The following is a 25990-nucleotide window of genomic DNA, read 5'->3' on the forward strand; positions in this document are numbered from 1 at the left end:
CGCGGCCCAGACACTGCGGATCGGCGGCTTACGCCAGACGCTCAGGTCGGGAATGCGCCCGCCGTCACCGTCCGGGCCGGAGATGCGGACGCCGGAGCGCCACCTCGACCGCACGCGCGGCGAGGCCACCGAGCAACAGAGCCACCACCCGGCCGTACGGGGCGATCGGCACCGCTTCCTGGGTGACGGTGATCGCCGTGCCACCCCGGCGGCGACGCCGGACGGGGCGCAGGCTCCAGGTGATCCGGTAGTCGACGCCGGCACCGGAGGAACACAGCACCAGCCGCTGCGGAGCGAACGCCTCCACCACCAGGAATTCTTCGCTCGACGTGCCGCCGCCCGGCTGGGCGCGCTCCTCACGCCAGGCGGTGCCGGGACCGAACGGCCCCGGGGTGAGGACCTCGATCGGGCCGGCCGCGGTCAGCCGGGCCGTGCGGCCGGGCAGGTCGGTCAGCAGACGCCAGACATCGACAGCGTGTGCCTCGATGATTCTGGTAACCGCCACCGTCGACATGCCACCCTCCCGTGTCCCCGACGGTACGCGGAGTGAGGGCCGGACGGGGCCCCCGGGACGGAATTTCCACCACCCGGAGGCCACTCTGTCCGATTGGACTGTTGCTCGGCACCGGGCGTCGTCGACCGGTGCCGAGGCTGTCGGTCAGCGTTCGAAGCGACCGGCTCGAATCGCGCCGATGAAGGCTGTCCACCCCGGCGGGCTGACCGCGAGTGTGGGGCCAGCCTGGTCCTTGGAGTCGCGGACCGCGACCAGACCGTGGACATCGACCAGGTTGTCCGCCACTTCCACGCAGAGCCCCTGGTCGTTGGAACGGCTACTGGTACGCCAGATCGCGCCCGCAAGATCGTGCATCGTCGTTACCTCCGTGTGCGATGGACGCCCCACCGCTCACAGCCGGGCAGCGCCCGGCCCGGATTGCGCGGCGAGGCAACGGGATCCGGACGATCAACGGCTCAACGAGGGCCGGTTATCGCACGGGCTGTGCGATAACCGGTCCCGTGCACGAGACGGATGGATCGCGCCCGCTCAGACGGCCGGACGAACAGTGCCGGTGACCTCGCCGAGGGCGATGGTGGTGCCGTCCGGACCGGGCGCGGTGGCGGTGATGGTCACCGTGTCGCCGTCGGCCAGGAACGTGCGGGTCTCGTCGCCCACCTTGACCGGCTCCGCCCCGCCCCAGGTCAGCTCCAGGAACGATCCGACCTGCGACCGGTCCGGGCCCGAGACGGTGCCGGAGGCGTACAGGTCGCCGGTGCGCAGTGACGCGCCGTTGACGGTGAGGTGCGCCAGCTGTTGCGCCGGGGTCCAGTACATGGTGGCGAACGGCGGCTCGCTGACCTGTTCGCCGTTCCACTCGACCACCAGTCGAAGGTCCAGGCCGAGGTGCGGCACGTCCCGCAGGTAGTCGACCACAGGCGGGTCCTGGTCGGGGGCGGGGACGAAGGCGTCGCCGAGCGCGTCCAGCGGCGTCACCCAGGCCGAGACCGAGGTGGCGAACGACTTGCCGAGGAACGGCCCGAGCGGCTGATACTCCCAGGCCTGGATGTCGCGGGCGGACCAGTCGTTGACCAGCACCACGCCGAACACGTGGTCGGCGAAGTCGTCGACGGCGACCCGCTGACCCATCGGGCTGGGTACGCCCACCACGAAACCCACCTCGGCCTCGATGTCGAGGCGTACCGAGGGGCCCGTGACCGGGCCGTCGGCGGAGGGGCGCTGCCCGGTCGGTCGGACCACCGGTGTGCCGGACACGACCACGGTGCCGGCCCGCCCGTGGTAGCCGATCGGCAGGTGCTTCCAGTTCGGCAGCAGCGGCGGCTGACCGGGGCGGAAGATCTGACCGACGTTCGAGGCGTGGTGCTCGGACGAGTAGAAGTCGACGTAGTCGGCGACCTCGATCGGGAGCAGCAGCTCCACGCCCTCCAGGGGCACCAGCAGCGGCTCCACCGCGGCCCGGTGCGCCGGGTCGGTCAGCAGCTCGGTGATCCGCTGCCGTACCGCCGTCCACTGCGGACGGCCCAGCGCCATGAAGTCGTTGAGGGTGGGCCGGCACAACGTACCGGCGGCCAGCACCAGGTCGGCGGCCTCCGCCGCGGCCAGGTCGAGCACCCACGACCCGATCCGTACGCCGATCCGTGGCTGCCCCCCGTCGGTCCGGAACACCCCGTACGGCAGGTTCGTCACCCCGTACGGCGAACCGTCGGCACCGGTCACCCACGTCATGCGTCGTAGCCCCCGTTCACCAGCCCAAGCCGGATCAGATCGGTAAGTGGTTCCAGGATGCTGCACGAGCCGAAGCCGACCCACAGCGGGCGCGGCGCGTCCAGCCGTGCGCTCGCGCGCTCCAGCAGGGGCCGCGGGTCGACAACTGTCAGCAGCTCGGCGACCGTCTCCATCCGCTCGCCGTCGGCGGCGGCCAGGGCGGCGGCCAGCACGTTGGCGTAGCCGTGGTGGGTGAAGCCGGTCTCCGGGTCCAGGTGCCGGATCGCCTGGTGCAGCCCGGCGGTGAGCTTGAACGGCAGGCCCCGGTCGCGGCAGGCGCAGATCACGGCGGCCAGCTCGGCCGGTGTGGGGAAGAGTTCGGCGGCCAGGCCGCCGGTGCGGAACTTGGCGGCGATCGGCACCCCGTCGGCGCGGGCGGCGGCGAGCGCGTCCAGTGCGCCCATCAGCCCGAAGGTCAACGGCAGCTCGGCGTATACGGCCTCGACACCCGGCATCGCGTCGGTGAGCCGCAGCAGTTCGGCGATGCCGGGCAGCGGGTCCTCGCCGCGCTTGGCGACCGCCACCTCGACCTGTCGGGCCGTGACGCCGTCGGGCGCCAGGAACGACAGCGCGAACGGCAGGCGGGCGATACCTGTGTCACCGATCAACCCGATCACCAGACCCTCGCCGGGGTCGACGAGACCGGTCAGCTCGCCCGCCGCGACGGTCGAGGCGGGAAGGAGCAGCGGGCCGACCAGGTCCGCGTACCAGGCGGCGCGGTGTCGACGGTGAGCGGCGAGCGCGTCGGGGAGCGTGGCGCTGCCCGGCGGGAAGACGGCGGCGTCGTCCACCAGGCCGTCGAGGAGTGCGGGCACCTGCGTTGACACGGAACAAGAATGTACGGGACGCTACGAGGAACGGACAACAGCGTCCGATTATCGGACGCTGTTGATCGGTGAACGGAACAAATCGGGAGGCGAGATGCCGTACTACCGCAGCGTCGGCGACGTGCCGCGCAAGCGCCACACCCAGTTCCGTCAGCCCGACGGGACGCTCTACGCCGAGGAACTGATGGGCCAGGAGGGCTTCTCCTCCGACTCGTCGCTGCTCTACCACCGGCACGCGCCCACCGCGATCCTGGCCGCCGACGAGTTCACCCCGCCCACGTTCACCCGAGCGCCGAACCTGCCACTCAAACCCCGCCACCTGCGCACCCACAAGCTGGACACCGGCGGCTCCGACCCCGTCCTCGGCCGGCAGTACCTGCTCGCCAACGACGACGTCCGCATCGGGTACGTGCTCGCCGACCGGCCCTCACCGCTGTTCCGCGACGCCACCGGCGACCACTGCCTGTACGTCGAGTCGGGCACCCTGCGGGTCGAGTCCCCCTTCGGGGTGCTGGACGCGGTCGCCGGCGACTACGTCATCATCCCCACCTCGACCATCCACCGGCTGGTGCCCACCGGCGACCAGCCCGTCCGCCTGCTCACCGTCGAGGCGTCCGGGCACATCGGCCCGCCCAAGCGCTACCTCTCCGTACGCGGCCAGTTCCTGGAGCACTCGCCCTACTGCGAGCGCGACGTGCGCGGCCCGGCCACGCCCCTGCTCGTCGACGGGGAGGAGGTGGAGGTGTTGGTCCGCCACCGGCGTGGTTGGACCCGCTACGTCTACGCCCAGCACCCGTTCGACGTCGTGGGCTGGGACGGTCACCTCTACCCGTGGGCGTTCTCCATCCACGACTTCGAGCCGATCACCGGCCGCATCCACCAGCCCCCGCCGGTGCACCAGACCTTCCAGGGCCCCAACTTCGTCATCTGCTCGTTCGTACCCCGCAAGGTCGACTACCACCCGGACGCGATCCCGGTGCCGTACAACCACCACAACATCGACTCCGACGAGATGCTCTTCTACACCGGCGGCAACTACGAGGCCCGACGCGGCTCCGGCATCGAACAGGGCTCGATCTCCCTGCATCCGTCCGGCTTCACCCACGGCCCCCAGCCGGGCGCGGCGGAGCGTTCCATCGGTGCTGACTACTTCGACGAGTTGGCCGTCATGGTCGACACCTTCCGCCCCCTGGACCTCTGCGACGCTGCCAGCGCCTGCGAAGACGAGGGGTACGCCTGGACCTGGGCGCGTCGCGGCTAGCGGATCGCCGTCCTGGTGAAGACTGCGAACTCGGCCACCGCCGTGGCGGCGATCGCCAGCACCAGCGGCCACGGGGAGCCGATCACCGCGTACACCAGCAGCAGCAGCGGCGCGGCAGCCACTGTGTAGACCGCCAGGGCCATCGCCCGGTCCGAGTGCAGCATGGCGGGCAGGACGGTCCGGGTCAGCCCCGGGAGCCGGGCCGCGAGCTGCCAGACCACGATCCCACCGGTGAGCGCGGCGAGCACCGCCAGGACGCGGGAGAACCCGTCGCTCGCCGCAGCCGCGACAGCGACCACCACCGCTGCCGCCAGTGACCAACCCGCGCCGTAGAGCACCAGGCGGTGCAGGCCGTACGCGAGCGTCCGCGGCGAGTCGATCCGGCTCGGGCTGATCGTCACCGCCTCGGCCACGTGTTCCAGTGCCTCCGACCAGCGACGCTGCTCCAGTCGCAAGACACCGACGTCGTGCCCGGCCTCGGCGATGCGCGGATCGAGCCGCAGCGCCTCCCGGTAGGCCCGCTCGGCCAGGTCGAACAGATCCAGCCGGGCGGCGACCAGACTGAGCACCAGATGCGCCTGCGGCTCCTCGGGGGCCAGCTCGACCCCGCGCCAGGCCGCGTTGAGCGCCGGCTGCCCGTTGCGGGAGTCGGCCAGGATCGCGGCGGCGCTGCGCTGGGCGTACGCGTCGGCCGGGCCGAGGGCGAGAATGTGGTCGGCGGTGGCGGCCGACTCGGAGTAGCGCTCCAGGTCGGCCAGTGCCATGGCTCGGACGACGAGTGGCGGTAGGGCCTCCGGTGCGGCGGCCACGGCCGCATCGGCAGCGGTGAGCGCCTCGGCCGGGCGGTGGGCGGCCAGGTGCACCCGGGCCAGCATGGTGAGGGCTTCCATGTCGTCCGGCTGGAGCGCCAGCCCGTAGGTCAACTCGCCGGCTGCCTCGTCGTGGCGGCCGAGTTCGGCGAGGAGTTGGGCGCGCTGGACGTAGCCGTCGGCGGCGGACCGGTCGGGGGCGGGGTCGGTGGACATCGCGGCGAGCTTAGGCGGCCGGCGCGTCGTACACCAGGGCCACCGCGATGCCGGCCAGCCCTTCCTCGCGCCCGGGGAAGCCGAGCCCGTCGGTGGTCGCGCCGGACAGCGTGACCGGGGCGCCGACGGCGGAGGAAAGCACCTGCTGCGCCTCCGCACGACGTCGGCCGATCTTGGGGCGGTTGCCGACGACCTGCACGGACACGTTGCCGATCTCCAGGCCGGCGGCCCGCACCCGGCGGGCCGTCTCGGTCAGCAGCGCGACGCCGGACGCGCCGGCCCACTCCGGCTCACCCACCCCGAAGACGGCACCGAGATCACCGAGGCCGGCGGCGGAGAGCAGCGCGTTGCAGGCCGCGTGTGCGACGACGTCGGCGTCCGAGTGCCCGGCGAGGCCGTCCTGGTCGGGCCAGAACAGCCCGGCCACCCAGCAGGGTCGACCGGGCTCGAACGCGTGCACGTCGGTGCCGATGGCCACCCTGGGGACGATCATGATCAGAGCGTACGCGTCAACCACTGGTGGCGAGCAGATGCTCCGCCAGAGCCAGGTCGAACGGTCGGGTGATTTTCAGTGCGTATTCCGAGCCCGGCACGCAGCTCACCGCGACGCCCTGCTTCTCGACCAGCCCGGCGTCGTCGGTCAGGGGATCACCGGCAGCGGCGTGCGCGGCGCTGAGCACGGCACGGCGGAAACCCTGCGGCGTCTGCACCGCGCGCAGGGCGGAACGGTCGACGGTGCCGAGCACGACCTCGCCGGCACCGACCTCTTTGATCGTGTCCACGACCGGTAGGACCGGGATCACCGCGTCCCGCCCGTCACGGACCGCCGCCGCGACCGATTCGACCAGCTCGGACGGGGTCAGTGCCCGAGCGGCGTCGTGCACCAGGATGATCGACGGGCCGGCGGGCACTGCGGCCAGCGCGGCGGCGACCGACGCCTGCCGTTCCGCACCGCCCGGAACGACGATCACCGGCGCGACCGGGGTCAGCAGTTCACGGACGGCCGTCACCTCGGCGACCGGCGCGGCCACCACGATCGTGTGCACCGACGGTGCGGCGGCCAGCCGACGCACGGCGTGCACCAGGAGCGGCTCTCCGGCGAGCAGCCGCAGCGCCTTGGGTCGGCCCGGACCCAGACGTACACCGGCACCCGCCGCAGGCACGAGGACCGCGACGTCACCGCGCGGATTGAGCTGCGCGGTCACGTCGCGGTCCTCGGTGGTTTCTTCACTACGAAGTGGGACGACGATGCTGTGCGGACTAGGCCTCGGTGAGGACCTTGTCTAGCAGCGTCTCCGCCTCGTCCTTGGTGCTCTTCTCCGCCAGCGCGACCTCGCCGACGAGAATGTCGCGGGCCTTGGCCAGCATCCGCTTCTCGCCTGCGGACAGGCCCCGCTCCCGCTCCCGGCGCCACAGGTCACGCACGACCTCGGCGACCTTCAGCGGGTTGCCGGAGGCCAGCTTTTCCAGGTTTGCCTTGTAACGCCGCGACCAGTTGGTCGGCTCCTCGGTGTGCGGAGCCCGCAGAACGTCGAAGACCTTACCGAGGCCTTCTTCGCCGACCACCTCTCGAACGCCCACGATCTCGGCGTTCTCAGCCGGCACCCGGACCGTCAGGTCACCCTGCGCGACCCTCAGGACGAGGTATTGCTTAGGCTCGCCCTTGATGACCCGAGTCTCGATTGCCTCGATGAGTGCGGCCCCGTGGTGGGGGTAGACAACGGTCTCGCCGACACTGAAAACCATAGGTTCGAAACCCCTTTCGCTGTGTCTAGGGTAACACGGTCAGGCACCGATGTCTCACCGATGTCCTGACCGTTGGCGCAGCTCAGGGGCCCTGTGAGAGGTCTTGCTTCAGCTTGACAGGCAGTCAAACCAATGGTTCGAACACGCTCCGTAACGTGCGGATGACTGCCCGGCACGGGTGAACAGAACGTCGAGATCAAGGGCTATGCGCTCGTCCCATGGTAGCCCGGCCGGCAGGACTGCGCCCAGGTGTAGCGAGAGGAGCCCCTGGTGCGCGACCCTGGAGACCGAGCCGCACTCCGCTCTCGAGACCCTTCCAGGAGGTCCGATGGGCAAGCCGGATGCTGAGGGCCACGGGCCGGCCGACGGCCTGCCCGGCCTGCCACCCGAGTGGGGCCGGGTCGTGGTCCCCGACGACGCCTCCGCGCTCGCCGCCGAGGCCGCCCAGATCCGCCGCGAACTGCGCAGGGCCACCGGCCTACCCGGCGACCACCGGGCTCTGGGACTGCCGCTGCTGGTCCTCCTGGTCGCGGTCCTCACCACGCTTGCCGGCCTGCTCGTGGTCACCTGGCCGCGAGCGGGCCGCACCGACCGTCCGACCCCGGCGCCCTACTCACCGCCCGCGACCCTCGCCGGACGGGCCCTGCCCGCACTCGACCTGGTCGACACGGGTCAGGCACCCGTACCGCTGCGCGGCCTGCTCCCCGCCATGATCATCCTTCTGGACGGCTGCCCCTGCCCCGACCGCGTCGGCGATGCCCTGGCCGCCGCGCCCGCCGGGGTCTCCGTGGTGACGGTCACCGGCGGACGGACGGTCCCCAGCCCACCGCCCGACCAGCGGCAGGCCCGAGCGCTGGCCGACCCCGCCGGAGGGCTGCGCTCGTTCCTCGGTCAGCCGGCCCGTCCCGGTGTCGCGACCGCTCTGCTGGTCGACCGCACCGGCACGGTGACCCGGGTGCTGCCCGACCTGGGGCCGGTCGACGCATACCGAGGTGACCTGAGCGCCCTAGCGGGGTAGCTCGACGAGCTGGGCCTCGACGTCGACCTCCCGCTCCCCCGTCGCCGACAGCGCCACCCGGAACGGCCGGCCGTGCGACAGCACCCGGGCATTGGCGACGGTGCCGTCGCAGTCGATCTCCGACGGCCCGGCCAGACCGGCCCCGACGACCGTCACCGTCAGGCTGCCCGGCCTGGTGCACCGGTACTGCAACAGGAGACGGGCGGCGCCCTCAGCCGACTGCCGGACCATGCGCTCCCCCGGGGCGAGCGCCGCCCGCTCTCGCCAGACCGTCTCCCGGAACGCGGGCAGGCCGTCCCGGAAGAAGATCCGGCCGGGATCTCCCCGCACACCGGTGACCTCGCCCGTCTCCGAGTCGATCTCCGCCCAGAAGCCTTGCGGCCCGCTGACAATCTCACCCGACTCGTCGAACCGGATGGTGAACCGCTCACCGGGCTCGACCGAGGTGACCAGGGGGCGATCCAACGGCACGGGCTCACTCGGCGCGGCCGTTGAAGGGCCGGCCGTCGGGGCGGGCGCGGCGGCATGCCACCACCCGCCACCGGCGGCCAGCACGGCCACCGCCGCGCCCCACAGCACCGCCGAGCGCAGCCGATCGTCCGTCGTCGCCCGCATTCACCGAGCCTACCGGGCGGGACGCAGAGACGTTCAGTCCTGTCGATCGAGGAGGGCGGCGTACAGGGTGAGGCCGGGGCCGAAGGCCAGCATGACGACACGTCGAGCGGCGGGCGTCGTACGGCTCAGCCGGTCCAGGATCAGCAGCACCGTCGGCGACGAGCAGTTGCCGTGCTCGTCCAGCGTCGCCCGGGACGCCGCCAGCCCTTCCGGAGGCAACGCCAACTCGCGCTCGACCACGTTGAGGATCCGCGGCCCTCCCGGGTGCACCGCCCAACCGTCCACCTCGGAGCCGGTGACACCGTGCCGCGCCAACAGGTCGTCGACCAGCTTGCGGACGTGCCTCGACAACACCTGCGGCACCTTCGGTGACAACCCCATCCGGAAACCCGCGTCGGTGACATCCCAGGTCATGTGGTCGGCCGTCGAGGTGTCGGTGACGGACGTGACCTCGCGCAACGCGTACCCCGGGCCGCCCGGCGTGACCACGGCGGCGACCGCGGCGTCCGAGAAGAGCGCGTGCGAGACGATCTGCTGGGTGTCCACCCTGGCGCTGGACGGTTGGATGTGCAGGCTGGTCAGCTCCGCGCAGAGCAGCAGCGCCGGCCGCCCCCGCGCGGTGACGAAGTCACTCGCCGCGCCGAGCCCGGGCAGCGCCGCGTAACAGCCCATGTGGCCAACGAACATCCGCTGGGTGTCCGCGGCCATGCCGAGGTCCCTGGCGAGCAGGATGTCCAGCCCGGGGGTGGCGTACCCCGTGCAGGAACACACGATGAACAGGCCGATGTCACCGGCACCCAGCCCGGCCGCGGTCAACGCACGGCCCACCGCCTCCTTGCCGAGCGGAAGGGCCTCGACCTGGTAGCGACGCATCCGGCGTTCGGTCGGCCAGTCCGACACGTCCTCCAGCAGCGGGTTGACGGCGGCCTGCCGCCGGGTCACCCCGGAGTTCGCGAAGATGCGCTGGGCCAACGACCGGGTGGTGCCGGAGAAGTGCCGGGAGAAGAAGCCCTCCCACAACTCGTCTTGGAGAGCGGACGGCGGCTGTGCAGTCCCGAGCCCCGCGATCACTGGTACGGACACGATCCCCACCTCTCGTCAGATGCTGTCCTCCCCCTGGTCGTCCCACCAGCCACCTCGACTGGCCTTTCCTCCTCCGCACGGATCACACCCGGCCGGCTCACCAACGTGGTGCCGATCCGTCGCGATCCGGGTCGCCGCCCAACGCGGCGATGCCCAACCAGTCGGCGCAGACGTCCGACGTGGCCGGGTGCAGTGAGCCGCACCGTGCGTCCCGGTAGAGCCGCTCCAACGGATGGCCACGGCGGGTCGCCGAGGTGCCCGCCGCCTCCAACACCGACGCCGCCACCTCGGCGGCCGTGGTGCCGGCGAGCAGCTTCGCGCGCCACACCCAGCGGTTGGTCTCCTCGTCGCCCGGCGCCTCGTCCACCCGGCGGGCCGCCTCGGCGACCACCAACTGGGCGGCTGCCGTCGCCGCGTCCGCCCGACCCAGTCGCGCCCGCACCGCCGGCAGACCACCCAGGTTGCGAGCGTTGAGATGCTCGGCCGCCGCGTCGATGGCCGCCCGGGCCACCCCCACGTAGACGGCCGCGTAACTGGCCACCAACCAGTGCGGCATCAACTGGGCGACCACCAACGCCAGCCCTTCGACACCGCCGAGCAACCGGTCGCTCGGCACCGTGACGTCCAGGTGCAAGTCGTGCGACGAGGTCGCGCGCATGCCCAGCGAGTCCCAGGTCGGCTCCACGGTCAGCCCGTCACCGGCCGGCACCAAAAACTGCGACACCACCGACTGGTCGGCCGCGCTGCGCGCCGCCACCAGGTAGCCGTCGGCATGCCCGGCCCCGGAACAGAAGGTCTTGCTGCCCTTGAGGTGCCAACCTCCGTCGGTCGCCTCGTAGGCAGTGGTGAGCTGGGACAACCGGGCGCCCGCGCCACGCTCGCTCATCGCCACCGCGTACCAGGAACCCTCCGCCGCGGCGGTCAACAGCCGGTCCCGGGCGGCCAACGCCTCGTCCGGCACACCGAGCGCCTCGGCCAACTCCTCGGTCACCGCCCCCAGGGCACCGGTCACCGAGGCGTGCATGTTGAACACCAACGCGGTCGCGCCGTTGCCCCGGGCAAGCTCGGTGGCCACCGCCGCGTACTCGGCGAAGCTCGCCCCCAGACCGCCCAACGCCTGGGGCACCATCAACCCGAAGAGCCCAGCCTCCCGCAGATCACGGAAGTCCTCGGCGGGGAAGGAACCGTCCCGGTCGTGCTCCGCCGCCCGCGCGGCGAACCGCGGCGCCAACCGGCGGGCTGCCTCAAGCGCCTGAACCGTCATATCGTCTCCTCCTCGGCGTCCCATACCCCGCCACGGCCCGACTATCCTTTGCGGACCCCCCGGCCCTGGTAGAGAACGGCGGTGGACCGGGTCGGCACGATGCGCGGCGGTCGGCCGGCAGGCGCCGCACCGGTAGCGCGGGCGCGGCGCAGCAGCCAGGCGAGCAGGCCCCCGACCTGCGGACGGATGCCCCGCAGCCGCAGGTCGACACCGTGCCGGGCACACTCGGCCACCAGAGCCTGAGCGTCCACGAACAACCGAGGGTCGTGGATGCCGCGCGGCACCGTCGGCAGTCGCTCGGCGATCCGGACCGCGACGAGCCGGGCCAACGCCGTGTCGTTCAGGGTGTCCAGCACCAGCAGGCCGCCCGGACGCAGCAACCGGCACGCCTCGGCCACCGCGCGCGGCCACGCCGGCACATGCTCCAGCAACTCGCCCGCGGAGACCACGTCGGCGCAACCGCTCGGCAGCGGGACCGCGGTGGCGTCGCCCTGGACCACCCGTACCCCGTGCTCGGCTGCCTGGACCAACGCCGAACGGGTCAGGTCGACTCCGATGTGGTGGTAGCCCTTGCCGGTCAGGTGCGGCGCGAGCAGACCCGCGCCGCAGCCCAGATCCACCAGCACAGCGCCCGGACGGGTGGCCGGCGGCACCAGTGCCGCGCGGGCCTCGGCCAGCCAGTGCAGCATCGCGAACGCACCGTCGGGCCGCCACCACTCACCGGCCAGGTCGTCGTACTGGCGCGGATCGTTGCGCGGCAGCACCCTGGGATCGGTGGACGCCGCAGCCGCAGCCACGTCTCGCATGGAACCGAGCGTGGCACGACTGCTCGGTAACGACCAGACTTCCCTTATGTCGTCGAGGGTGTTAGGGCTGGTCAGAGCGAGCCATCCGGAACCGGCCGCAGCCGTGACCGCGGTCTCCGGTCTGCTGGCGTGGGGGGTGGGTCACCGGCCGGCCGGAATCGTCTCCGTCGTGCTCGCCGTGCTGGCCAGCCAGCTCGCTGTCGGCTGGACCAACGACGCGCTGGACGCCGAGCGGGACGCCACTGTGGGGCGTACCGACAAACCGGTGGCCGCCGGCGCGGTCGGCCGGCGCACCACGGCCTGGGCCGCCGCGGTGGCCGCGGTGGCCTGCCCGTTGCTCGCGCTGACCACGAACCCGACGGCGGCGTTCTGGCTCACCGTCGCCCTGGTCTCCGCGCTGCTCTACGACTGGCCGCTGAAGGCGACGGTGTTCTCGGTGCTGCCCTACGCCGTCTCCTTCGGCGCGCTGCCCGCCTTCGTGGTGCTGGCGCTGCCCGGCCAGCCGACCCCGCCCGCCTGGCTGGTGGTCGCGGCGGCGTGCCTGGGTGCCGGCGCGCACTTCGCCAACGTGCTCCCCGACCTGGCCGACGACGCTCGGACCGGGGTGCGCGGCCTGCCCCACCGGTTGGGCGCCGCCGGCAGCCGGACCGCGGCGGCCGGGCTGCTCCTCGCGGCGACCGCGGCGCTGGTCCTCGGACCACCCGGGCCGCCGTCGGCGATCGGCCTGGCTGCGGTCGGCACGGCCGCTGTGGTGCCACCACTGAGCTGGTACGCCGGCCGCTCGGCGGTCCGGGCCGGCCGGCGACCGGTGTCGGCCTTCCGAGCGATGCTGTTGGTGGCCCTGATCGACGTGGTGCTGCTGGTGGCGAGCGGTCGGGTGGTGTGAGGGGCACCCGAGCAGGTGGCAATGCCGGGTCCGCGTGCGGGCCTCGATCAGCTCCAACTACCCTGGAGCGCGGTCTGCGCGGGTATGGCCACCGTGCCCGGCGTGCGGCCGGGTGGGGATTGTGACGAGGAGGACCGACGTGACGCGCTCGATCAGGGGATCCCGGCGGGCGGCCCTGTTGCTGTCCGGGATTGCGGCGGCCAGCCTGCTGGCGTCCGGATGCGGCACCGGTCAGATCGCCGAGACCGCGTTGAAGGAGCCGTCGGTCCAGGGCGTCAGCCTCACCACCAACAACGGCTCCTTCTCGGTACGCGGGCTGCTGGTGGACTACCCGGGCGCCGAGGGCTACCGGGCCGGCCAGGACGCGACGCTCGGTGCCGTGATCTACAACGACTCGAAGGAGACGGTGACTGTCACCGTCACCACCGAGAGCGCACGCGAGGTGGTGATCAGCGGCGGCTCGGCGAGCCCGTCACCGTCGACCTCGGAGTCCGCCTCGATGAGCCCGTCCCCGTCCGGTTCGGCCACTCCGTCGTCTCCGACGTCCCGCTCGGCCAGCCCGTCGGCGACGCCCTCCGAGACCGGCTCGTCCTCAGCCACCCCGTCCGCCCCGGAGTCCGCGCGGGCGTCGGGTTCGGCCAGCCCGTCCGCGCCGGGTCAGCCGGCCCGGATCGAGCTGGCGCCGCTGAGCTACGTCCAGTTCAACTCCGAGGCGACCACGCAGCTCCGGCTGATCGGCCTGACCGAGGCGCTGCGCTCCGGCCAGAACGTCGTCGTGACCTTCGACTTCGGTAACGGCAACACGGTCACCGGGCAGGCACCGATCGCGGTGCCGCTCACCCCGGCCGCACCCCCCTCGCCGATCATCGAGCGCGAGGGCGGCTACGAGGGCAACGAGGGCGGCACGACCCACGAGTGACCCGACCGTCACATCGACGAACACCCCGGCGTGGTGACCACCACGCCGGGGTGTTTTCGTCGTACGCGAGGGCTAGCGTCCTGATGTGACCACCTCCCGATCAACCCCTCCGCGTGGCGGCGCGGCCGGTGCCGCCCGTGGCCGGTCCAGCGCCCGCGAGCCGCGCCCGGCCTACGAGTGCGACGCCTGCGGCCACCAGCCGCCCAAGTGGGTGGGGCGTTGCCCGGAGTGCGGCGAGTGGGGTTCGGTGGTCGAGAGCACGATCACCGGCCCGACCGTCTCCGGCCGGGTGGTCAGTTCCCGGATGCCGTCCGAGCCGGCCCGGCCGATCGCGACCATCAGCGCCGCTCCGGCCCGCGCCCGCCCCACCGGGGTGAGCGAACTGGACCGGGTGCTCGGCGGCGGCCTGGTCCCCGGCGCCGTGGTGCTGCTCGCCGGTGAGCCCGGCGTGGGCAAGTCGACCCTGCTGCTGGACGTTGCCCAGCAGTGGGCGGTCGGCTCCGGCAGCCCTTCGCTGGTGGTCAGCGGCGAAGAGTCGGTCAGCCAGGTGCGCCTGCGCGCCGAGCGGATGGGCACCCTGCACGACCAGCTCTACCTCGCCGCCGAGAGCGACCTGGCCTCGGTGCTCGGTCACCTCGACGCGGTCAAGCCGGGCCTGCTGGTGCTCGACTCGGTGCAGACCATCTCGACCACCGGCACCGAAGGGGTGCCCGGCGGGGTGACCCAGGTCCGCGCGGTCACCGCCGCGCTGGTCTCGGTCGCCAAGGAGCGGGGCATCGCCACCGTGCTGGTCGGGCACGTCACCAAGGATGGCCAGGTGGCCGGGCCCCGGGTGCTGGAGCACCTGGTCGACGTGGTGCTGCACTTCGAGGGCGACAAGCACTCCTCGCTGCGCCTGGTGCGCGGCGTGAAGAACCGGTTCGGCGCGGCCGACGAGGTCGGTTGCTTCGAGATGCACGAAGGCGGCATCAGCAGTCTGGCCGACCCGTCCGGGTTGTTCCTGACCCGCTACGCGGAGCCGGTGCCGGGCACCTGCGTGACAGTGGCCATGGAGGGGCGACGAGCGCTGGTCACCGAGGTGCAGGCCCTGATCGGCGCAACGGTGGCCGGGTCACCCCGACGCACCGTCTCCGGCCTCGACTCGGCACGACTGGCGATGGTGCTCGCGGTGCTGCAACGGCGCACCGAGCGGCTGACGCTGCACGACCGAGAGGTCTTCGCCGCCACGGTGGGCGGCATCCGGGTGGTGGAGCCGGCCGCCGACCTGGCTGTCGCGTTGGCGGTCGCCTCCGGCGGGCTCAACCTGGCGATCGCTCCACACCTGGTGGCGATCGGTGAGGTGGGGTTGACCGGTGAGGTGCGCCGGGTCGGGGCGGTGCCGCGGCGGCTGGCCGAGGCGGCCCGGTTGGGGTTCAAGGTGGCCCTGGTTCCGCCCGGTTGCGGCCCGGCCAGCACCGGGGCCGGCCCCGAGCAGATGCAGGTGACCGAGGTCACGGATGTCCGTTCGGCGCTGCAACATGCGGCCCGCGCGTCCGCCGAATGACCCACCGTGCCGACGCGGGCGGCCATACCGGACAGCACGTCGCAAGAGGGAAACCGGTTGGAAGGGCCGCATCGTGACACATCACAGTAACCACGACAGCACCCACCGCACGGCAGTCCGTAGACTGTGCCCGTGCCGATCGACCGCGATACCACCAAGCCAGCCGGCGCGCCGCCCCAGGCCCGCACCGGCGCCGTGGGCTCGCCCGCCCGCCCGATCAGCGTGAGCGTGACCGCAGGCGCCGCCGGGAGTGCTGGGGACCCGTTGCGGGCCAACCTTGCCCTGATGGCCCCGGGCACGGCGTTGCGCGACGGTTTGGAGCGCATCCTGCGGGGTCGCACCGGTGCGCTGATCGTGCTCGGCTACGACAAGGTCGTCGAGGGTCTGTGCACCGGCGGCTTCCCGCTGGACGTGGAGTTCTCCGCGACCCGGGTCCGCGAGCTGTGCAAGATGGACGGCGCCGTCGTGCTCTCCAGCGACGGCACCCGGATCGTCCGGGCAGCCGTCCACCTGATGCCCGACCCGTCCATCCCGACGGAAGAGTCCGGCACCCGGCACCGCACCGCTGAGCGGGTGGCCCGGCAGACCGGTTACCCGGTCATCTCGGTCAGCCAGTCCATGCGGATCATCAGCCTCTACGTCAACGGCCAGCGGCATGTGCTGGACGACTCGGCGGCCATCCTCTCCCGCGCCAACCAGGCGCTCGCCACCCTGGAGCGTTACAAGCTCCGCCTGGACGAGGTCTCCGGCACGCTCTCCGCACTGGAGATCGAGGATCTGGTCACCGTCCGGGACGCCGTGGCCGTGGTGCAGCGCCTGGAGATGGTTCGCCGGATCGCCGACGAGATCGCCGGTTACGTGGTCGAGCTGGGCACCGACGGTCGTCTACTCGCCCTCCAACTCGACGAGCTGATGGCCGGCGTGGACGCCGACCGGACGCTTGTCATCCGGGACTACCTCCCGGTCGGCCGCAAGTCGCGCACGCTGGACGAGGCACTGGTCGAGCTGGACCTGCTCGGCGCCACCGAGTTGATCGACCTGGTGTCGGTGGCGAAGGCGATCGGCTACCCGGCCGCGTCCGACGCGCTCGACGCAGCGGTCAGCCCGCGCGGCTTCCGACTGCTGGCCAAGGTGCCCCGGCTGCCGGTGGCGGTGGTCGACCGCCTGGTGGTGCACTTTGGCAGCCTCCAGCGGCTCCTGGGCGCGACGGTGGAGGACCTGCAGGCCGTCGAGGGGGTTGGCGACGCCCGGGCCCGAGGCGTCCGTGAGGGGCTGTCGCGGCTCGCCGAGGCATCCATCCTGGAACGCTACGTCTGACCCGGTAACGCCACCTGTGGCCCGGCGACGCTGCGTCTGACCCGGGTCAGCCGGTGACGGTGAGCTTCGCGGGTGAGCTGAGTTTCGTGCCCACCCGGGCGAACACCTGGTACGACCCGGCGGGCGGGAACGGCCCGGCTGCCAGCCCGCTGCCGTCGCACCGGCTGGTGTCCCGGCCGTTCCAGGCCACCTGGTAGGAGCGCTCGAAGTTCGGTGTGAAGGACTGCACGTCCGCACCCTGCGCCTTGCCGCAGGTGTCCGACGACCAGATCTTCTCCGCACCGGACTTGACGAAGATCTCCTGCGCCTCGGCACCGACGTTCCGGCTGCACGTCCGGTCCGACGTGTTCTTGATCTTGAGTTGCAGGTCGACCAGCGCCCCCCGCTGGACGGAGGTCGGGCTCGCCACCGAGACGACGCTGATCTCGTCGTTGGTGCAGGTGCCGTCGTCTTCCGAGCCGGCCGCCGCGCCCAGCGCAGGGTCGTTGCTGGTGATCGCCGGGCTCGGGCTCGTCGGACCCGAATCAGCGGATGTGGACGGCGACGGAGCCCCGGTCTGCGGTGTCAACACCGGCCCGTTGGGATCAGACGTCGCGGAGGACGTCGCCGACGGCGAACCCCCCGCCTTCGGATCCTGACCGCCGGAACGACCCGACTGGGTGCACGAATAAAGCAGGACAATCAGGAAGAGAAGCCCCGCTCCGAGTACGACGACGCGACGCCGCCAGTACACGGCGGGTGGCAGGGGGCCGACCGTCAGACGCATGATGCCCCCCACCGTAGTCGCGCTCCACCCACCAGCACTGTGCGACGCGCCGGAGCCGCCCCCGAGCGCACGTACGAACCTCCACTGAGGACGGATGGGCGGACCGTCCGGCAGCCGATCAGAGGTAGACCTTCCGCTGGTAGACGGCGTGCGCACCCGCAACCCGATCAAGGAAGAGCAGGCCCGCACAGTGGTCGATCTCGTGCTGCAACGCCCGGGCCTCGAACCCGTCGGTCACCAACCGGACCTGCTCACCCGTGCCCGGTAGATCGCCCTCCACCACCAGCCGACTGGCCCGCTTCACGTCCCCGGTCAGGTCCGGCACCGACATGCATCCCTCCCGGCCCGGCTTCCAACGAGTCGCCTCGACCACGCGGGCATTGCAGAGCACGAACGTGCCATGCACCGTGACCGCCTTCGGGTGCCCCGTCACGTCGACAGCGAACACGCGAGCACCCACACCGATCTGCGGAGCGGCCAGCCCGACGCAGCCCGGCGACACCCGCATCGTCGCCACCAGGTCGGCCGCGAGCTGAACCGTCTCCTTCGCTGTCGGATCGACCTCCTCGGCGGCCCGACTCAGCACCGGGTGTGGGGCCGACACCACCGGCCGCACCTCACCCGGCACGACCAACGACTCGGGTGTCCACCCGCCCAGACCGTCATCCGGGACGCTCTCGCCGCCGGTCACAACAGATCCGGGTCCGCCGGCCGGAGCGTGACCTCCACGCCCAACTCACCAGCCGTCCGGTGCAGCCGGTCGACGAGCGTGTCGGCCACACCGGCCGGCAACTCCACCTCGGCCAGCACCACGTAGAGCGAACCAGCCAACCGCGTACTCAGGTCCGTGACGTTCCCACCGGCGTCGACGAGCACCCGCGTCATCGCCGCGACGATGCCCATCCGGTCCGAACCGTGCACCGCCATCACGTACGGCTCACCCACCGGAGGCACGTCGCCGTCCGGCGTGACCGCGCGTACCGTCGCCAACAGCTGACCCTCGGCGGCCAGCGGCGCCAACGCGACCTCGACCTCGTCCGCGCCCGGCCCGGTGCAGATGAGGGTCATCGCGAAATGCCCCCGCAGCCGCGTCATCGTGCTGTCGGTGAGGTTGGCGCCCAGTCCGGCCAGCACCTCGGCGACGTCGGCCACGATGCCCGGCCGGTCCCGACCGATGACGGTGATCGCGAGCTCGTTCATCCGCGCATTCTCTCCGATCCGACGAGCGCCGTCGTGGCACCCCGCCCGAGCCGCCCATCCAGCGGGATCGCGGAGCGTGACATCATCGACGACGCCATGACTCAACCCGATTTCGCCACAGTGGTCAGCCGATGGTTCCAGCAGCACGCCCGCAAGCTGCCGTGGCGTGAACCCGACGTCACCCCGTGGGCCATCCTGGTCAGCGAGGTCATGCTCCAGCAGACGCCCGTCGTCCGAGTCGTACCAGCCTGGCAGGCGTGGCTGGCCCGCTGGCCGGACCCGGCGGCGCTGGCGGCCGACACCCAGGCCGAGGCGATCCGGATGTGGGGACGCCTCGGCTACCCCCGTCGGGCGGTCCGGCTGCGGGACTGCGCCGTCGCCATCGTGGACCGGCACGGCGGCCAGGTACCGGACCGGTTGGAGCAACTGCTGGCGCTGCCCGGCATCGGCACGTACACGGCGCGGGCGGTGGCCGCATTCGCGTACGGGCAGCGGCACCCGGTGGTCGACACCAACGTGCGCCGTGTGGTCAGCCGAGCGGTGGCCGGCGAGCCGGACGCCGGACCCGTCACCCGACCCGCCGACCTGGTCGCCACCGAAGAACTCCTACCGGAGGAACCGGCCGCGGCGGCGCTCGCCAGCGCCGCCTTCATGGAGCTGGGCGCGGTCATCTGCACGGCCCGGTCACCGCGCTGCACGGCCTGCCCGGTCGAATCGATCTGCGCGTGGCGGGCCTCCGGCCAGGAGGCGCCGGCCGGGCCAACCCGCCGACCCCAGCGGTACGCGGGCACCGACCGACAGGTACGTGGCCTGCTCCTGGGGGTGCTGCGGGAGTCCACCGGGCCCGTCCCGCACCAACGGTTGGACCAGGTCTGGACCGACGATGTCCAGCGCGCCCGCGCCCTCGCCGGCCTGGTTCAGGACGGACTCGTCGAAGCAGCAGGCAGCGACAGCTTCCGCCTCGTCGGCGACGGTCCGTCCCACCCCACCGCCGACCTCACCACCTGAGACGCCGCACCCCGCGCCGCCCAGGCTGGCCCGCCACCCCTGCCACCTGCCGGGCCCGGCTCTGCGCAGCCCTGCGCGGCGCGGCGCCGGGCCCAAGATCGTGCTCGATCCTGGATGTAGTGGTCTCGCGCGCGCCGAAGGCCACTACATCCAGGTTGTTGCGTGATCTTGCGGTCGCAAGCGTCCACAGGACACCAAAGCCACCCGCGACCTCGCCCCCCGCCCCTCCATCGCCACCACTCCGCCCGCAACATCAGGGAAGTTGCTGCCTCCGGACGCCGTGAGCCAGCACTATCCCTGATGTTGCGGAGATCTTGCGGGCGCGGCAGGGCAGCGCGGCAGGCCACAGTGTGCCCGGCGGTTCGGGGCGGTCGGGCCAGACCGAGCGAGCCGAGGCGAGCGCGGAGGGCGGGCGGGCCGAGGGGACGGGGCGGGCGTGAGCTGCGCGAACAGCGAGAAAAGCGAGGCCCCGGTGGCTCATGCCACCGGGGCCCCGCCCCTTGCTGCTGGTCGTGCTACTCGTCGGCGCCCGCTGCTGCGGTGCCGGCGGCGGTGCCACCGAGGTCGGCCGGAACAGCGTCCGGAACCTCGACCGGCTTCTCCGCACCCCGGAAGACGAGCTTGGACTTGTCGATGTCGTTCGGGTCGCCCTCGCAGTCCACCACGACGATCTGACCCGGGGTCAGCTCGTTGAACAGAATCCGCTCGGAGAGGTTGTCCTCGATGTCGCGCTGGATCGTGCGACGAAGCGGACGGGCACCGAGCACCGGGTCGAAGCCCTTCGCCGCCAGGTACTTCTTGGCGTTGTCGGTCAGCTCCAGACCCATGTCCTTGTTGCGCAGCTGGCCCTCGATCCGCTGGATCATGATGTCCACGATCGAGAGGATCTCGGTCTGGCGCAGCTGGTGGAAGACGATGGTGTCGTCGATCCGGTTGAGGAACTCAGGCCGGAAGTGCTGCTTGAGCTCGTCGTTGACCTTCTGCTTCATCCGGTCGTAGTTCGACTCGGAGTCCTCCGAGGCCTGGAAGCCCAGCGACACCGCCTTGGCGACGTCACGGGTGCCCAGGTTGGTGGTCAGGATGATGACCGTGTTCTTGAAGTCCACGATCCGACCCTGACCGTCGGTGAGCCGACCATCTTCGAGGATCTGCAGGAGCGTGTTGAACACGTCCGGGTGGGCCTTCTCGATCTCGTCGAAGAGGACCACCGAGAACGGCCGACGCCGCACCTTCTCGGTCAGCTGCCCGCCCTCGTCGTAGCCGACGTAGCCGGGAGGGGCACCCACGAGCCGGGAGACCGTGTAGCGGTCGTGGAACTCGGACATGTCCAGCTGGATGAGGGCATCCTCGCTGCCGAAGAGGAACTCGGCGAGCGCCTTGGACAGCTCGGTCTTACCGACACCGGACGGGCCGGCGAAGATGAACGAGCCCGACGGGCGCTTCGGGTCCTTCAGGCCGGCCCGGGTACGCCGGATCGCCTTCGAGACCGCCTTGACCGCGTCCTCCTGGCCGATGACGCGCTTGTGCAGCTCGTCCTCCATGCGCAGCAGGCGCGAGGTCTCCTCCTCGGTCAGCTTGTAGACCGGGATGCCGGTCCAGTTGCCGAGCACCTCGGCGATCTGCTCGTCGTCGACCTCGCTGACGACGTCCAGGTCACCGGCCTTCCACTCCTTCTCCCGCTGAGCCTTCTGACCGAGGAGCTGCTTCTCCTTGTCACGCAGCTGGGCGGCGCGCTCGAAGTCCTGAGCGTCGATCGCGGACTCCTTGTCGCGACGCACCTGGGCGATGCGCTCGTCGAAGTCACGCAGGTCTGGCGGCGCGGTCATCCGACGGATCCGCATCCGGGCGCCGGCCTCGTCGATCAGGTCGATCGCCTTGTCCGGCAGGAAGCGGTCGGAGATGTACCGGTCGGCCAGAGTTGCGGCAGCCACCAGGGCTGCGTCCGTGATCGAGACGCGGTGGTGCGCCTCGTAGCGGTCGCGCAGGCCCTTGAGGATCTCGATGGTGTGCGCCAGCGAGGGCTCACCCACCTGGATCGGCTGGAAGCGGCGCTCGAGAGCGGCGTCCTTCTCCAGGTGCTTGCGGTATTCGTCGAGGGTGGTGGCACCGATGGTCTGCAGCTCACCACGAGCCAGCATCGGCTTGAGGATGCTGGCGGCGTCGATCGCGCCCTCGGCGGCACCCGCACCCACCAGGGTGTGGATCTCGTCGATGAACAGGATGATGTCGCCGCGGGTGCGGATCTCCTTGAGCACCTTCTTGAGGCGCTCCTCGAAGTCACCGCGGTAGCGGGAGCCGGCGACGAGCGCACCCAGGTCGAGCGTGTAGAGCTGCTTGTCCTTCAGAGTCTCGGGCACCTCGCCCTTGATGATCTTCTGGGACAGCCCCTCCACCACTGCCGTCTTACCGACGCCGGGCTCACCGATCAGGACCGGGTTGTTCTTGGTACGGCGGGAGAGCACCTGCATGACCCGCTCGATTTCCTTCTCGCGCCCGATGACCGGGTCGAGCTTGCCCTCGCGGGCGGCCTGGGTCAGGTTGCGGCCGAACTGGTCCAGCACCAGGCTGGTCGACGGCGCGGCCTCACCCGGCGCGGCACCCGCGGCAGCAGGCTCCTTGCCCTGGTAGCCGGAGAGCAGCTGGATCACCTGCTGGCGGACCCGGTTGAGGTCGGCGCCGAGCTTGACCAGCACCTGGGCGGCGACGCCCTCGCCCTCACGGATCAGCCCGAGCAGGATGTGCTCGGTGCCGATGTAGTTGTGGCCGAGCTGCAGCGCCTCGCGCAGCGACAGCTCCAGCACCTTCTTGGCCCGCGGCGTGAACGGGATGTGCCCGCTCGGCGCCTGCTGGCCCTGGCCGATGATCTCCTCGACCTGCTGGCGGACGCCCTCCAGGGAGATGCCGAGGCTCTCCAGGGCCTTTGCCGCGACGCCTTCACCTTCGTGGATCAGGCCCAGCAGGATGTGTTCCGTACCGATGTAGTTGTGGTTGAGCATCCGGGCCTCTTCTTGGGCCAGGACGACAACCCGTCGCGCTCGGTCGGTGAACCGCTCGAACATGCCCTCGTGCTCCTCACGTGCCGTGCGCCTTGATGGTCAAGATCTTGGCGGGGCCGGTGCACGAACGTCCGGGACGGGCGTCCGTGCCTCCTTACTCTATCGTCGCCGACCGACTCAGCTGAGGTCGTGTGTCTCTGCTCTGGGTCGGTTCCACGTCGTTTTGGACAACCGTCCGCGCTCAGGAGGTGTTCCGGTAGTCCTGTCGCTACGCGCAGAGCGAAATCCGACTGGCGTGACAGGAGCCCGATCCGGCCTCCAAAGGCGCTGTGGAAGCGCTCCGAGGGGGCTCGGAGGGGCGGCCAGGGGTCGCGACAAACGCCGCGCCCGGCCCCGAGGAAGGTTGTCCACAGGTTGTGGATAGCTGCTCCACTGGTTGTGGACAACGCCGCCGGGTGGCGAATGCTTCCCGGGTTCCGGCCGGACCTCGGTCGGATACGGCGACGCCGGCCCGGAGAGGTGCTCCGGCCCGGCGTCGGTGTCGCCTGCGGTGGCTGCTCGCCACCTGGTTGCTGACTGATCAGCGCTTGGCGTGGTACTCGTCGACGATCTCCTGGGGGATACGACCCCGGTCCGAGATGTCCTTGCCGGACTTCTTGGCCCACTCCCGGATCGCCTTGTTCTGCTCCCGATCGGCGGTCGCGCCACCCCGACCGCGGGCGGCACGCCCACCGATCACGACGCCACCACGGCCGACCTTGGTGCCGGCACCCACGTACGAGGCAAAAGCGTCGCGCAATTTAGCGGCGTTGGCCTTCGACAGGTCGATCTCGTACTGAACGCCGTCGAGGGCGAACTTGACGGTCTCGTCAGCGTCCCCGCCGTCCAGGTCATCGACCAGCTTGTGAATGATCTGCTTGGCCACGTCCCACATTCCTTTCGAGCAGGGTGCTCCTGCTTAACGAGAGCACAATAACCCGTAAGCCGCTTCCGGCGTCAATAGGATGCCGTTACGGCTCGGCGCGAGCCGGGCGAGACTACTCGGGGCGGACCAACGGGAAGAGGATCGTTTCCCGAATTCCCAGCCCGGTCAGGGCCATCAACAGGCGGTCGATTCCCATTCCCATACCGCCGGCCGGCGGCATTCCATACTCCATCGCCCGAAGAAAGTCCTCGTCGAGACGCATCGCCTCGTCGTCGCCGCGGGCCGCCAGCTGCGCCTGGGCTACCAGCCGCTCGCGCTGCACGACCGGGTCGACCAGCTCGGAGTACCCGGTGCCCAGCTCGAAACCGAGCACGTAGAGGTCCCACTTCTCGGCCAGACCCGGCTCGCTGCGGTGCGCTCGGGTGAGCGGGCTGGTCTCCTCCGGGTAGTCCCGCACGAAGGTGGGCGCCTCAAGGCTGGGCACGACCAGTTCCTCGAACAGTTCCTCGGCCAGCTTGCCCGGCCCCCACTTCGGGTCGACGGCCAATCCCACCTTGTCCGCGTACTCGACCAGACGGGTCCGGTCGGTGCGGACCGTGACCTCCTCGCCGAGCGCTTCGGAAAGCACACCGAACAGCGTCACGGATCGCCACTCGCCGCCCAGGTCGAACTCCCGCCCGTCGGCGTGGGTCACCACCATCGAACCGCTCACCGCGATCGCCGCCTGTTGCACGAGATTACGGGTCAGCTCGCCGATCGTGTCGTAGTCCCCGTACGCCTGGTACGTCTCCAGCATCGCGAACTCCGGCGAGTGCGAAGAGTCGACACCCTCATTACGGAAGTTGCGGTTGATCTCGAAGACGCGGTCGACGCCACCAACGACGGCGCGCTTGAGAAACAGTTCCGGCGCGATTCGAAGATACAGATCGGTGTTCAACGCATTGCTGTGGGTCACGAACGGGCGGGCCGTCGCGCCACCATGAAGCAGTTGCAACATCGGCGTTTCCACCTCGATGAAGCCCTGCCCGTGCAGTGAATCGCGCAGACTGCGTACGGCGGCCGCCCGGGTACGGACCATCTCCCGTGCCTGCGGCCGGACGATCAGGTCGACGTAACGCTGCCGGACGCGGGCCTCCTCGGAGAGCGGCTTGTGGGCCACTGGCAGCGGGCGCAGCGCCTTGGCGGTCATCTCCCACTGTTGGGCCAGCACCGACAGCTCACCGCGGCGGCTGGTGATCACCTCACCGGTGACGCCGACGTGGTCACCGAGGTCGACCAGGCGCTTCCACGCCTCCAGCCGCTCCGGCCCGACCCGGTCCAGGGAGAGCATCGCCTGCAGCTCGGTGCCGTCGCCGTCCCGAAGGGTCGCGAAGCAGAGCTTGCCGGTGTTGCGCACGAAGATCACCCGACCGGTGACGGCGACCTGGTCACCGGTCGCGGTGTCGGTCGGCAGGTCGGCGTAGCGCTCCCGGACCTGTCCCAGCGTGTTCGTTCGGGAGAAACCGACCGGGTAGGGCTCGATGCCATCGGCGAGCATCCGGTCCCGCTTCTCCCGGCGGACCTTCATCTGCTCGGGAAGGTCGTCGGCGGGGTCCACTGGCACGGCGTTCTGCTCGCTCACGGCACGCTTCCTCAACGAAGGATTGTCGGCGGGGTCAGGCCCGAGCGTACTCAAGCCCTCATCGGGTCGTTAACGGATAACCTGCGCGGCATGGCGGATCACACTCAGGCCCTCTCGTTCGGCGCGGCGGCAGCCGAGTACGACCGGTTCCGACCCCGTTACCCGGATCGGGCCGTGCGGTGGGCGCTGGACGGGTTGGAATGTGCCGCGCGGGTCGTCGACCTGGGCGCGGGCACCGGCATCCTCACCCGCGGGGTGCTCGCCCTGGGCCACGAGGTGACCCCGGTGGAACCGGACCCCGACATGCGTGCCCAGCTGGCGGCCGCCACCCCGGGGCTCACGGCGCTGGCCGGCGGCGCGGAGTCTCTGCCGCTGCCCGACGGAGTCGCGGACGCGGTGGTGGTGGGGCAGGCGTACCACTGGTTCGACCGGGAGTTGGCGCACGCCGAGATCGCCCGGGTGCTGCGGCCCGGTGGGACGTTCGCCCCGATCTGGAACATTCGGGACGAGCGGGTCAGCTGGGTCGCCGAGCTGGGCCGGATCGCGCACCTGGGGGACAACGCGGGCAACGTGATCGAGAAGTACCCCGACTTCGGCCCGGCGTTCGAGCCGATCGAGCTGGGCGAGTTTTCCCACCACACCACGCTCACACCGGACGACATCGTGGCGATGCTGCACACCCGCTCGTACTGGCTCACCGCCTCGACGGAACGGCGGGCGACGGTCGACCGGGAGCTGCGGGAGCTGCTGGCCACCCACCCCGACCTGGCCGGCAGGGAGACCGTCGAGCTGCCGTACCGCACGATCGTCCTGCGGGCCCGGCGGCACTGACCGGGCCTCGCGACGCGGACAGCCCGCGCGGCCACCGACGCCGGCTACGGCCGGG

The 25990-nt window shown here is 71.2% G+C and carries 26 protein-coding genes; 8 read left to right on the forward strand and 18 right to left on the reverse strand.

What is annotated here, in order from left to right; genetic code table 11:
• Nucleotides 1–64: 64 nt before the first annotated feature.
• The 4 genes from ACWCO3_RS06220 to ACWCO3_RS06235 form a co-directional block, all read right to left on the reverse strand.
• Nucleotides 65–514 carry an SRPBCC family protein gene (locus ACWCO3_RS06220; protein ID WP_450008776.1) on the reverse strand — a complete coding sequence of 150 codons (450 nt, stop codon included), beginning with the start codon at nucleotides 512–514 and terminating at the stop codon, nucleotides 65–67.
• 144 nt (nucleotides 515–658) lie between these two features.
• Nucleotides 659–868 (reverse strand): DUF397 domain-containing protein, encoded by a 210-nt coding sequence (locus ACWCO3_RS06225; RefSeq protein ID WP_088987326.1) that lies wholly within the window; start codon nucleotides 866–868, stop codon nucleotides 659–661.
• A 174-nt stretch (nucleotides 869–1042) separates the two neighbouring features.
• Nucleotides 1043–2239: a fumarylacetoacetase gene (gene fahA / locus ACWCO3_RS06230; protein ID WP_145778635.1), complete on the reverse strand. Its 1197-nt coding sequence runs from the start codon at nucleotides 2237–2239 to the stop codon at nucleotides 1043–1045.
• The gene (locus ACWCO3_RS06235; RefSeq protein ID WP_145778634.1) at nucleotides 2236–3105 is read right to left on the reverse strand and encodes a hypothetical protein; all 870 of its coding nucleotides are present in this window, start codon (nucleotides 3103–3105) and stop codon (nucleotides 2236–2238) included. Before ACWCO3_RS06235 ends, fahA begins: the two co-directional genes overlap by 4 nt.
• A 94-nt stretch (nucleotides 3106–3199) precedes the next feature.
• Between ACWCO3_RS06235 and ACWCO3_RS06240 the strand changes: the two genes are divergently transcribed.
• Nucleotides 3200–4366 carry a cupin domain-containing protein gene (locus ACWCO3_RS06240; RefSeq protein ID WP_450008778.1) on the forward strand — a complete coding sequence of 389 codons (1167 nt, stop codon included), beginning with the start codon at nucleotides 3200–3202 and terminating at the stop codon, nucleotides 4364–4366.
• On the opposite strand, the gene ACWCO3_RS06245 is transcribed toward ACWCO3_RS06240, so the two are convergent.
• From ACWCO3_RS06245 to ACWCO3_RS06260, 4 genes are read right to left on the reverse strand one after another with little or no spacing between them, the layout of a single operon-like run.
• Nucleotides 4363–5391 (reverse strand): tetratricopeptide repeat protein, encoded by a 1029-nt coding sequence (locus tag ACWCO3_RS06245; RefSeq protein ID WP_450008780.1) that lies wholly within the window; start codon nucleotides 5389–5391, stop codon nucleotides 4363–4365. The genes ACWCO3_RS06240 and ACWCO3_RS06245 overlap by 4 nt on opposite strands.
• Nucleotides 5392–5401: 10 nt before the next feature.
• Nucleotides 5402–5887, reverse strand: a complete 486-nt coding sequence (gene ispF / locus ACWCO3_RS06250) for a 2-C-methyl-D-erythritol 2,4-cyclodiphosphate synthase (RefSeq protein ID WP_145785421.1) — start codon at nucleotides 5885–5887, stop codon at nucleotides 5402–5404.
• A gap of 13 nt (nucleotides 5888–5900) precedes the next feature.
• Complete coding sequence (gene ispD / locus ACWCO3_RS06255) at nucleotides 5901–6596, reverse strand: 2-C-methyl-D-erythritol 4-phosphate cytidylyltransferase (RefSeq protein WP_450008782.1); 696 nt, start codon at nucleotides 6594–6596, stop codon at nucleotides 5901–5903.
• Nucleotides 6597–6651: 55 nt separating this feature from the next.
• Nucleotides 6652–7137, reverse strand: a complete 486-nt coding sequence (locus tag ACWCO3_RS06260) for a CarD family transcriptional regulator (protein WP_007073334.1) — start codon at nucleotides 7135–7137, stop codon at nucleotides 6652–6654.
• Nucleotides 7138–7465: 328 nt separating this feature from the next.
• Here ACWCO3_RS06260 and ACWCO3_RS06265 point away from each other — a divergent pair, with 328 nt between their 5' ends.
• Nucleotides 7466–8155, forward strand: a complete 690-nt coding sequence (locus ACWCO3_RS06265; protein ID WP_145778630.1) for a hypothetical protein — start codon at nucleotides 7466–7468, stop codon at nucleotides 8153–8155.
• On the opposite strand, the gene ACWCO3_RS06270 is transcribed toward ACWCO3_RS06265, so the two are convergent.
• The 4 genes from ACWCO3_RS06270 to ACWCO3_RS06285 all read right to left on the reverse strand — a co-directional run bounded on the left by ACWCO3_RS06270 (nucleotide 8144) and on the right by ACWCO3_RS06285 (nucleotide 11923).
• Nucleotides 8144–8770 (reverse strand): hypothetical protein, encoded by a 627-nt coding sequence (locus tag ACWCO3_RS06270; RefSeq protein WP_145778629.1) that lies wholly within the window; start codon nucleotides 8768–8770, stop codon nucleotides 8144–8146. The genes ACWCO3_RS06265 and ACWCO3_RS06270 overlap by 12 nt on opposite strands.
• Before the next feature lie 33 nt (nucleotides 8771–8803).
• Nucleotides 8804–9853, reverse strand: a complete 1050-nt coding sequence (locus ACWCO3_RS06275; RefSeq protein ID WP_145778628.1) for a type III polyketide synthase — start codon at nucleotides 9851–9853, stop codon at nucleotides 8804–8806.
• Between the two features lie 97 nt (nucleotides 9854–9950).
• On the reverse strand, nucleotides 9951–11117 hold the full coding sequence (locus tag ACWCO3_RS06280) for an acyl-CoA dehydrogenase family protein (protein ID WP_357834597.1): 1167 nt from the start codon (nucleotides 11115–11117) through the stop codon (nucleotides 9951–9953).
• A gap of 41 nt (nucleotides 11118–11158) precedes the next feature.
• Nucleotides 11159–11923, reverse strand: a complete 765-nt coding sequence (locus tag ACWCO3_RS06285; RefSeq protein ID WP_145778626.1) for a methyltransferase domain-containing protein — start codon at nucleotides 11921–11923, stop codon at nucleotides 11159–11161.
• Between the two features lie 46 nt (nucleotides 11924–11969).
• Here ACWCO3_RS06285 and ACWCO3_RS06290 point away from each other — a divergent pair, with 46 nt between their 5' ends.
• The 4 genes from ACWCO3_RS06290 (at nucleotide 11970) to disA (ending at nucleotide 16588) form a co-directional block, all read left to right on the forward strand.
• The gene (locus tag ACWCO3_RS06290) at nucleotides 11970–12809 is read left to right on the forward strand and encodes a UbiA family prenyltransferase (protein WP_145778625.1); all 840 of its coding nucleotides are present in this window, start codon (nucleotides 11970–11972) and stop codon (nucleotides 12807–12809) included.
• A gap of 139 nt (nucleotides 12810–12948) precedes the next feature.
• The gene (locus tag ACWCO3_RS06295) at nucleotides 12949–13728 is read left to right on the forward strand and encodes a hypothetical protein (protein WP_145778624.1); all 780 of its coding nucleotides are present in this window, start codon (nucleotides 12949–12951) and stop codon (nucleotides 13726–13728) included.
• Nucleotides 13729–13813: 85 nt separating this feature from the next.
• On the forward strand, nucleotides 13814–15271 hold the full coding sequence (gene radA / locus ACWCO3_RS06300; RefSeq protein WP_145778623.1) for a DNA repair protein RadA: 1458 nt from the start codon (nucleotides 13814–13816) through the stop codon (nucleotides 15269–15271).
• A 132-nt stretch (nucleotides 15272–15403) separates the two neighbouring features.
• Nucleotides 15404–16588: a DNA integrity scanning diadenylate cyclase DisA gene (disA, locus tag ACWCO3_RS06305; RefSeq protein ID WP_145778622.1), complete on the forward strand. Its 1185-nt coding sequence runs from the start codon at nucleotides 15404–15406 to the stop codon at nucleotides 16586–16588.
• Between the two features lie 46 nt (nucleotides 16589–16634).
• Here disA and ACWCO3_RS06310 read toward each other — a convergent pair whose 3' ends face one another.
• The 3 genes from ACWCO3_RS06310 to ACWCO3_RS06320 all read right to left on the reverse strand — a co-directional run bounded on the left by ACWCO3_RS06310 (nucleotide 16635) and on the right by ACWCO3_RS06320 (nucleotide 18554).
• Entirely contained in the window at nucleotides 16635–17354 is a 720-nt protein-coding gene (locus ACWCO3_RS06310) for a hypothetical protein (RefSeq protein ID WP_145778621.1), read from the reverse strand.
• Between the two features lie 118 nt (nucleotides 17355–17472).
• A complete protein-coding gene (locus ACWCO3_RS06315) occupies nucleotides 17473–18045 on the reverse strand; it encodes a peptide deformylase (protein ID WP_145778620.1) in 573 nt (190 codons plus the stop codon).
• On the reverse strand, nucleotides 18042–18554 hold the full coding sequence (locus tag ACWCO3_RS06320) for a glycine cleavage system protein R (RefSeq protein ID WP_088987311.1): 513 nt from the start codon (nucleotides 18552–18554) through the stop codon (nucleotides 18042–18044). Before ACWCO3_RS06320 ends, ACWCO3_RS06315 begins: the two co-directional genes overlap by 4 nt.
• Nucleotides 18555–18650: 96 nt before the next feature.
• On the opposite strand from ACWCO3_RS06320, the gene ACWCO3_RS06325 reads away from it, so the two are divergent.
• The gene (locus ACWCO3_RS06325; RefSeq protein WP_145778618.1) at nucleotides 18651–19562 is read left to right on the forward strand and encodes an HhH-GPD family protein; all 912 of its coding nucleotides are present in this window, start codon (nucleotides 18651–18653) and stop codon (nucleotides 19560–19562) included.
• 515 nt (nucleotides 19563–20077) lie between these two features.
• Here ACWCO3_RS06325 and ACWCO3_RS06330 read toward each other — a convergent pair.
• The 3 genes from ACWCO3_RS06330 to lysS form a co-directional block, all read right to left on the reverse strand.
• Nucleotides 20078–22621, reverse strand: coding sequence for an ATP-dependent Clp protease ATP-binding subunit (locus ACWCO3_RS06330; RefSeq protein WP_145778617.1), 2544 nt, complete (start codon nucleotides 22619–22621; stop codon nucleotides 20078–20080).
• A gap of 517 nt (nucleotides 22622–23138) precedes the next feature.
• Nucleotides 23139–23483 (reverse strand): histone-like nucleoid-structuring protein Lsr2, encoded by a 345-nt coding sequence (locus ACWCO3_RS06335; RefSeq protein WP_145778616.1) that lies wholly within the window; start codon nucleotides 23481–23483, stop codon nucleotides 23139–23141.
• A 112-nt stretch (nucleotides 23484–23595) separates the two neighbouring features.
• Nucleotides 23596–25104 carry a lysine--tRNA ligase gene (gene lysS, locus ACWCO3_RS06340; RefSeq protein WP_450008789.1) on the reverse strand — a complete coding sequence of 503 codons (1509 nt, stop codon included), beginning with the start codon at nucleotides 25102–25104 and terminating at the stop codon, nucleotides 23596–23598.
• 90 nt (nucleotides 25105–25194) lie between these two features.
• Here lysS and ACWCO3_RS06345 point away from each other — a divergent pair, with 90 nt between their 5' ends.
• Nucleotides 25195–25935, forward strand: coding sequence for a class I SAM-dependent methyltransferase (locus tag ACWCO3_RS06345; protein WP_450008791.1), 741 nt, complete (start codon nucleotides 25195–25197; stop codon nucleotides 25933–25935).
• Nucleotides 25936–25990 lie beyond the last annotated feature (55 nt).

It is taken from the genome of Micromonospora sp. NPDC002411, from assembly GCF_053592955.1.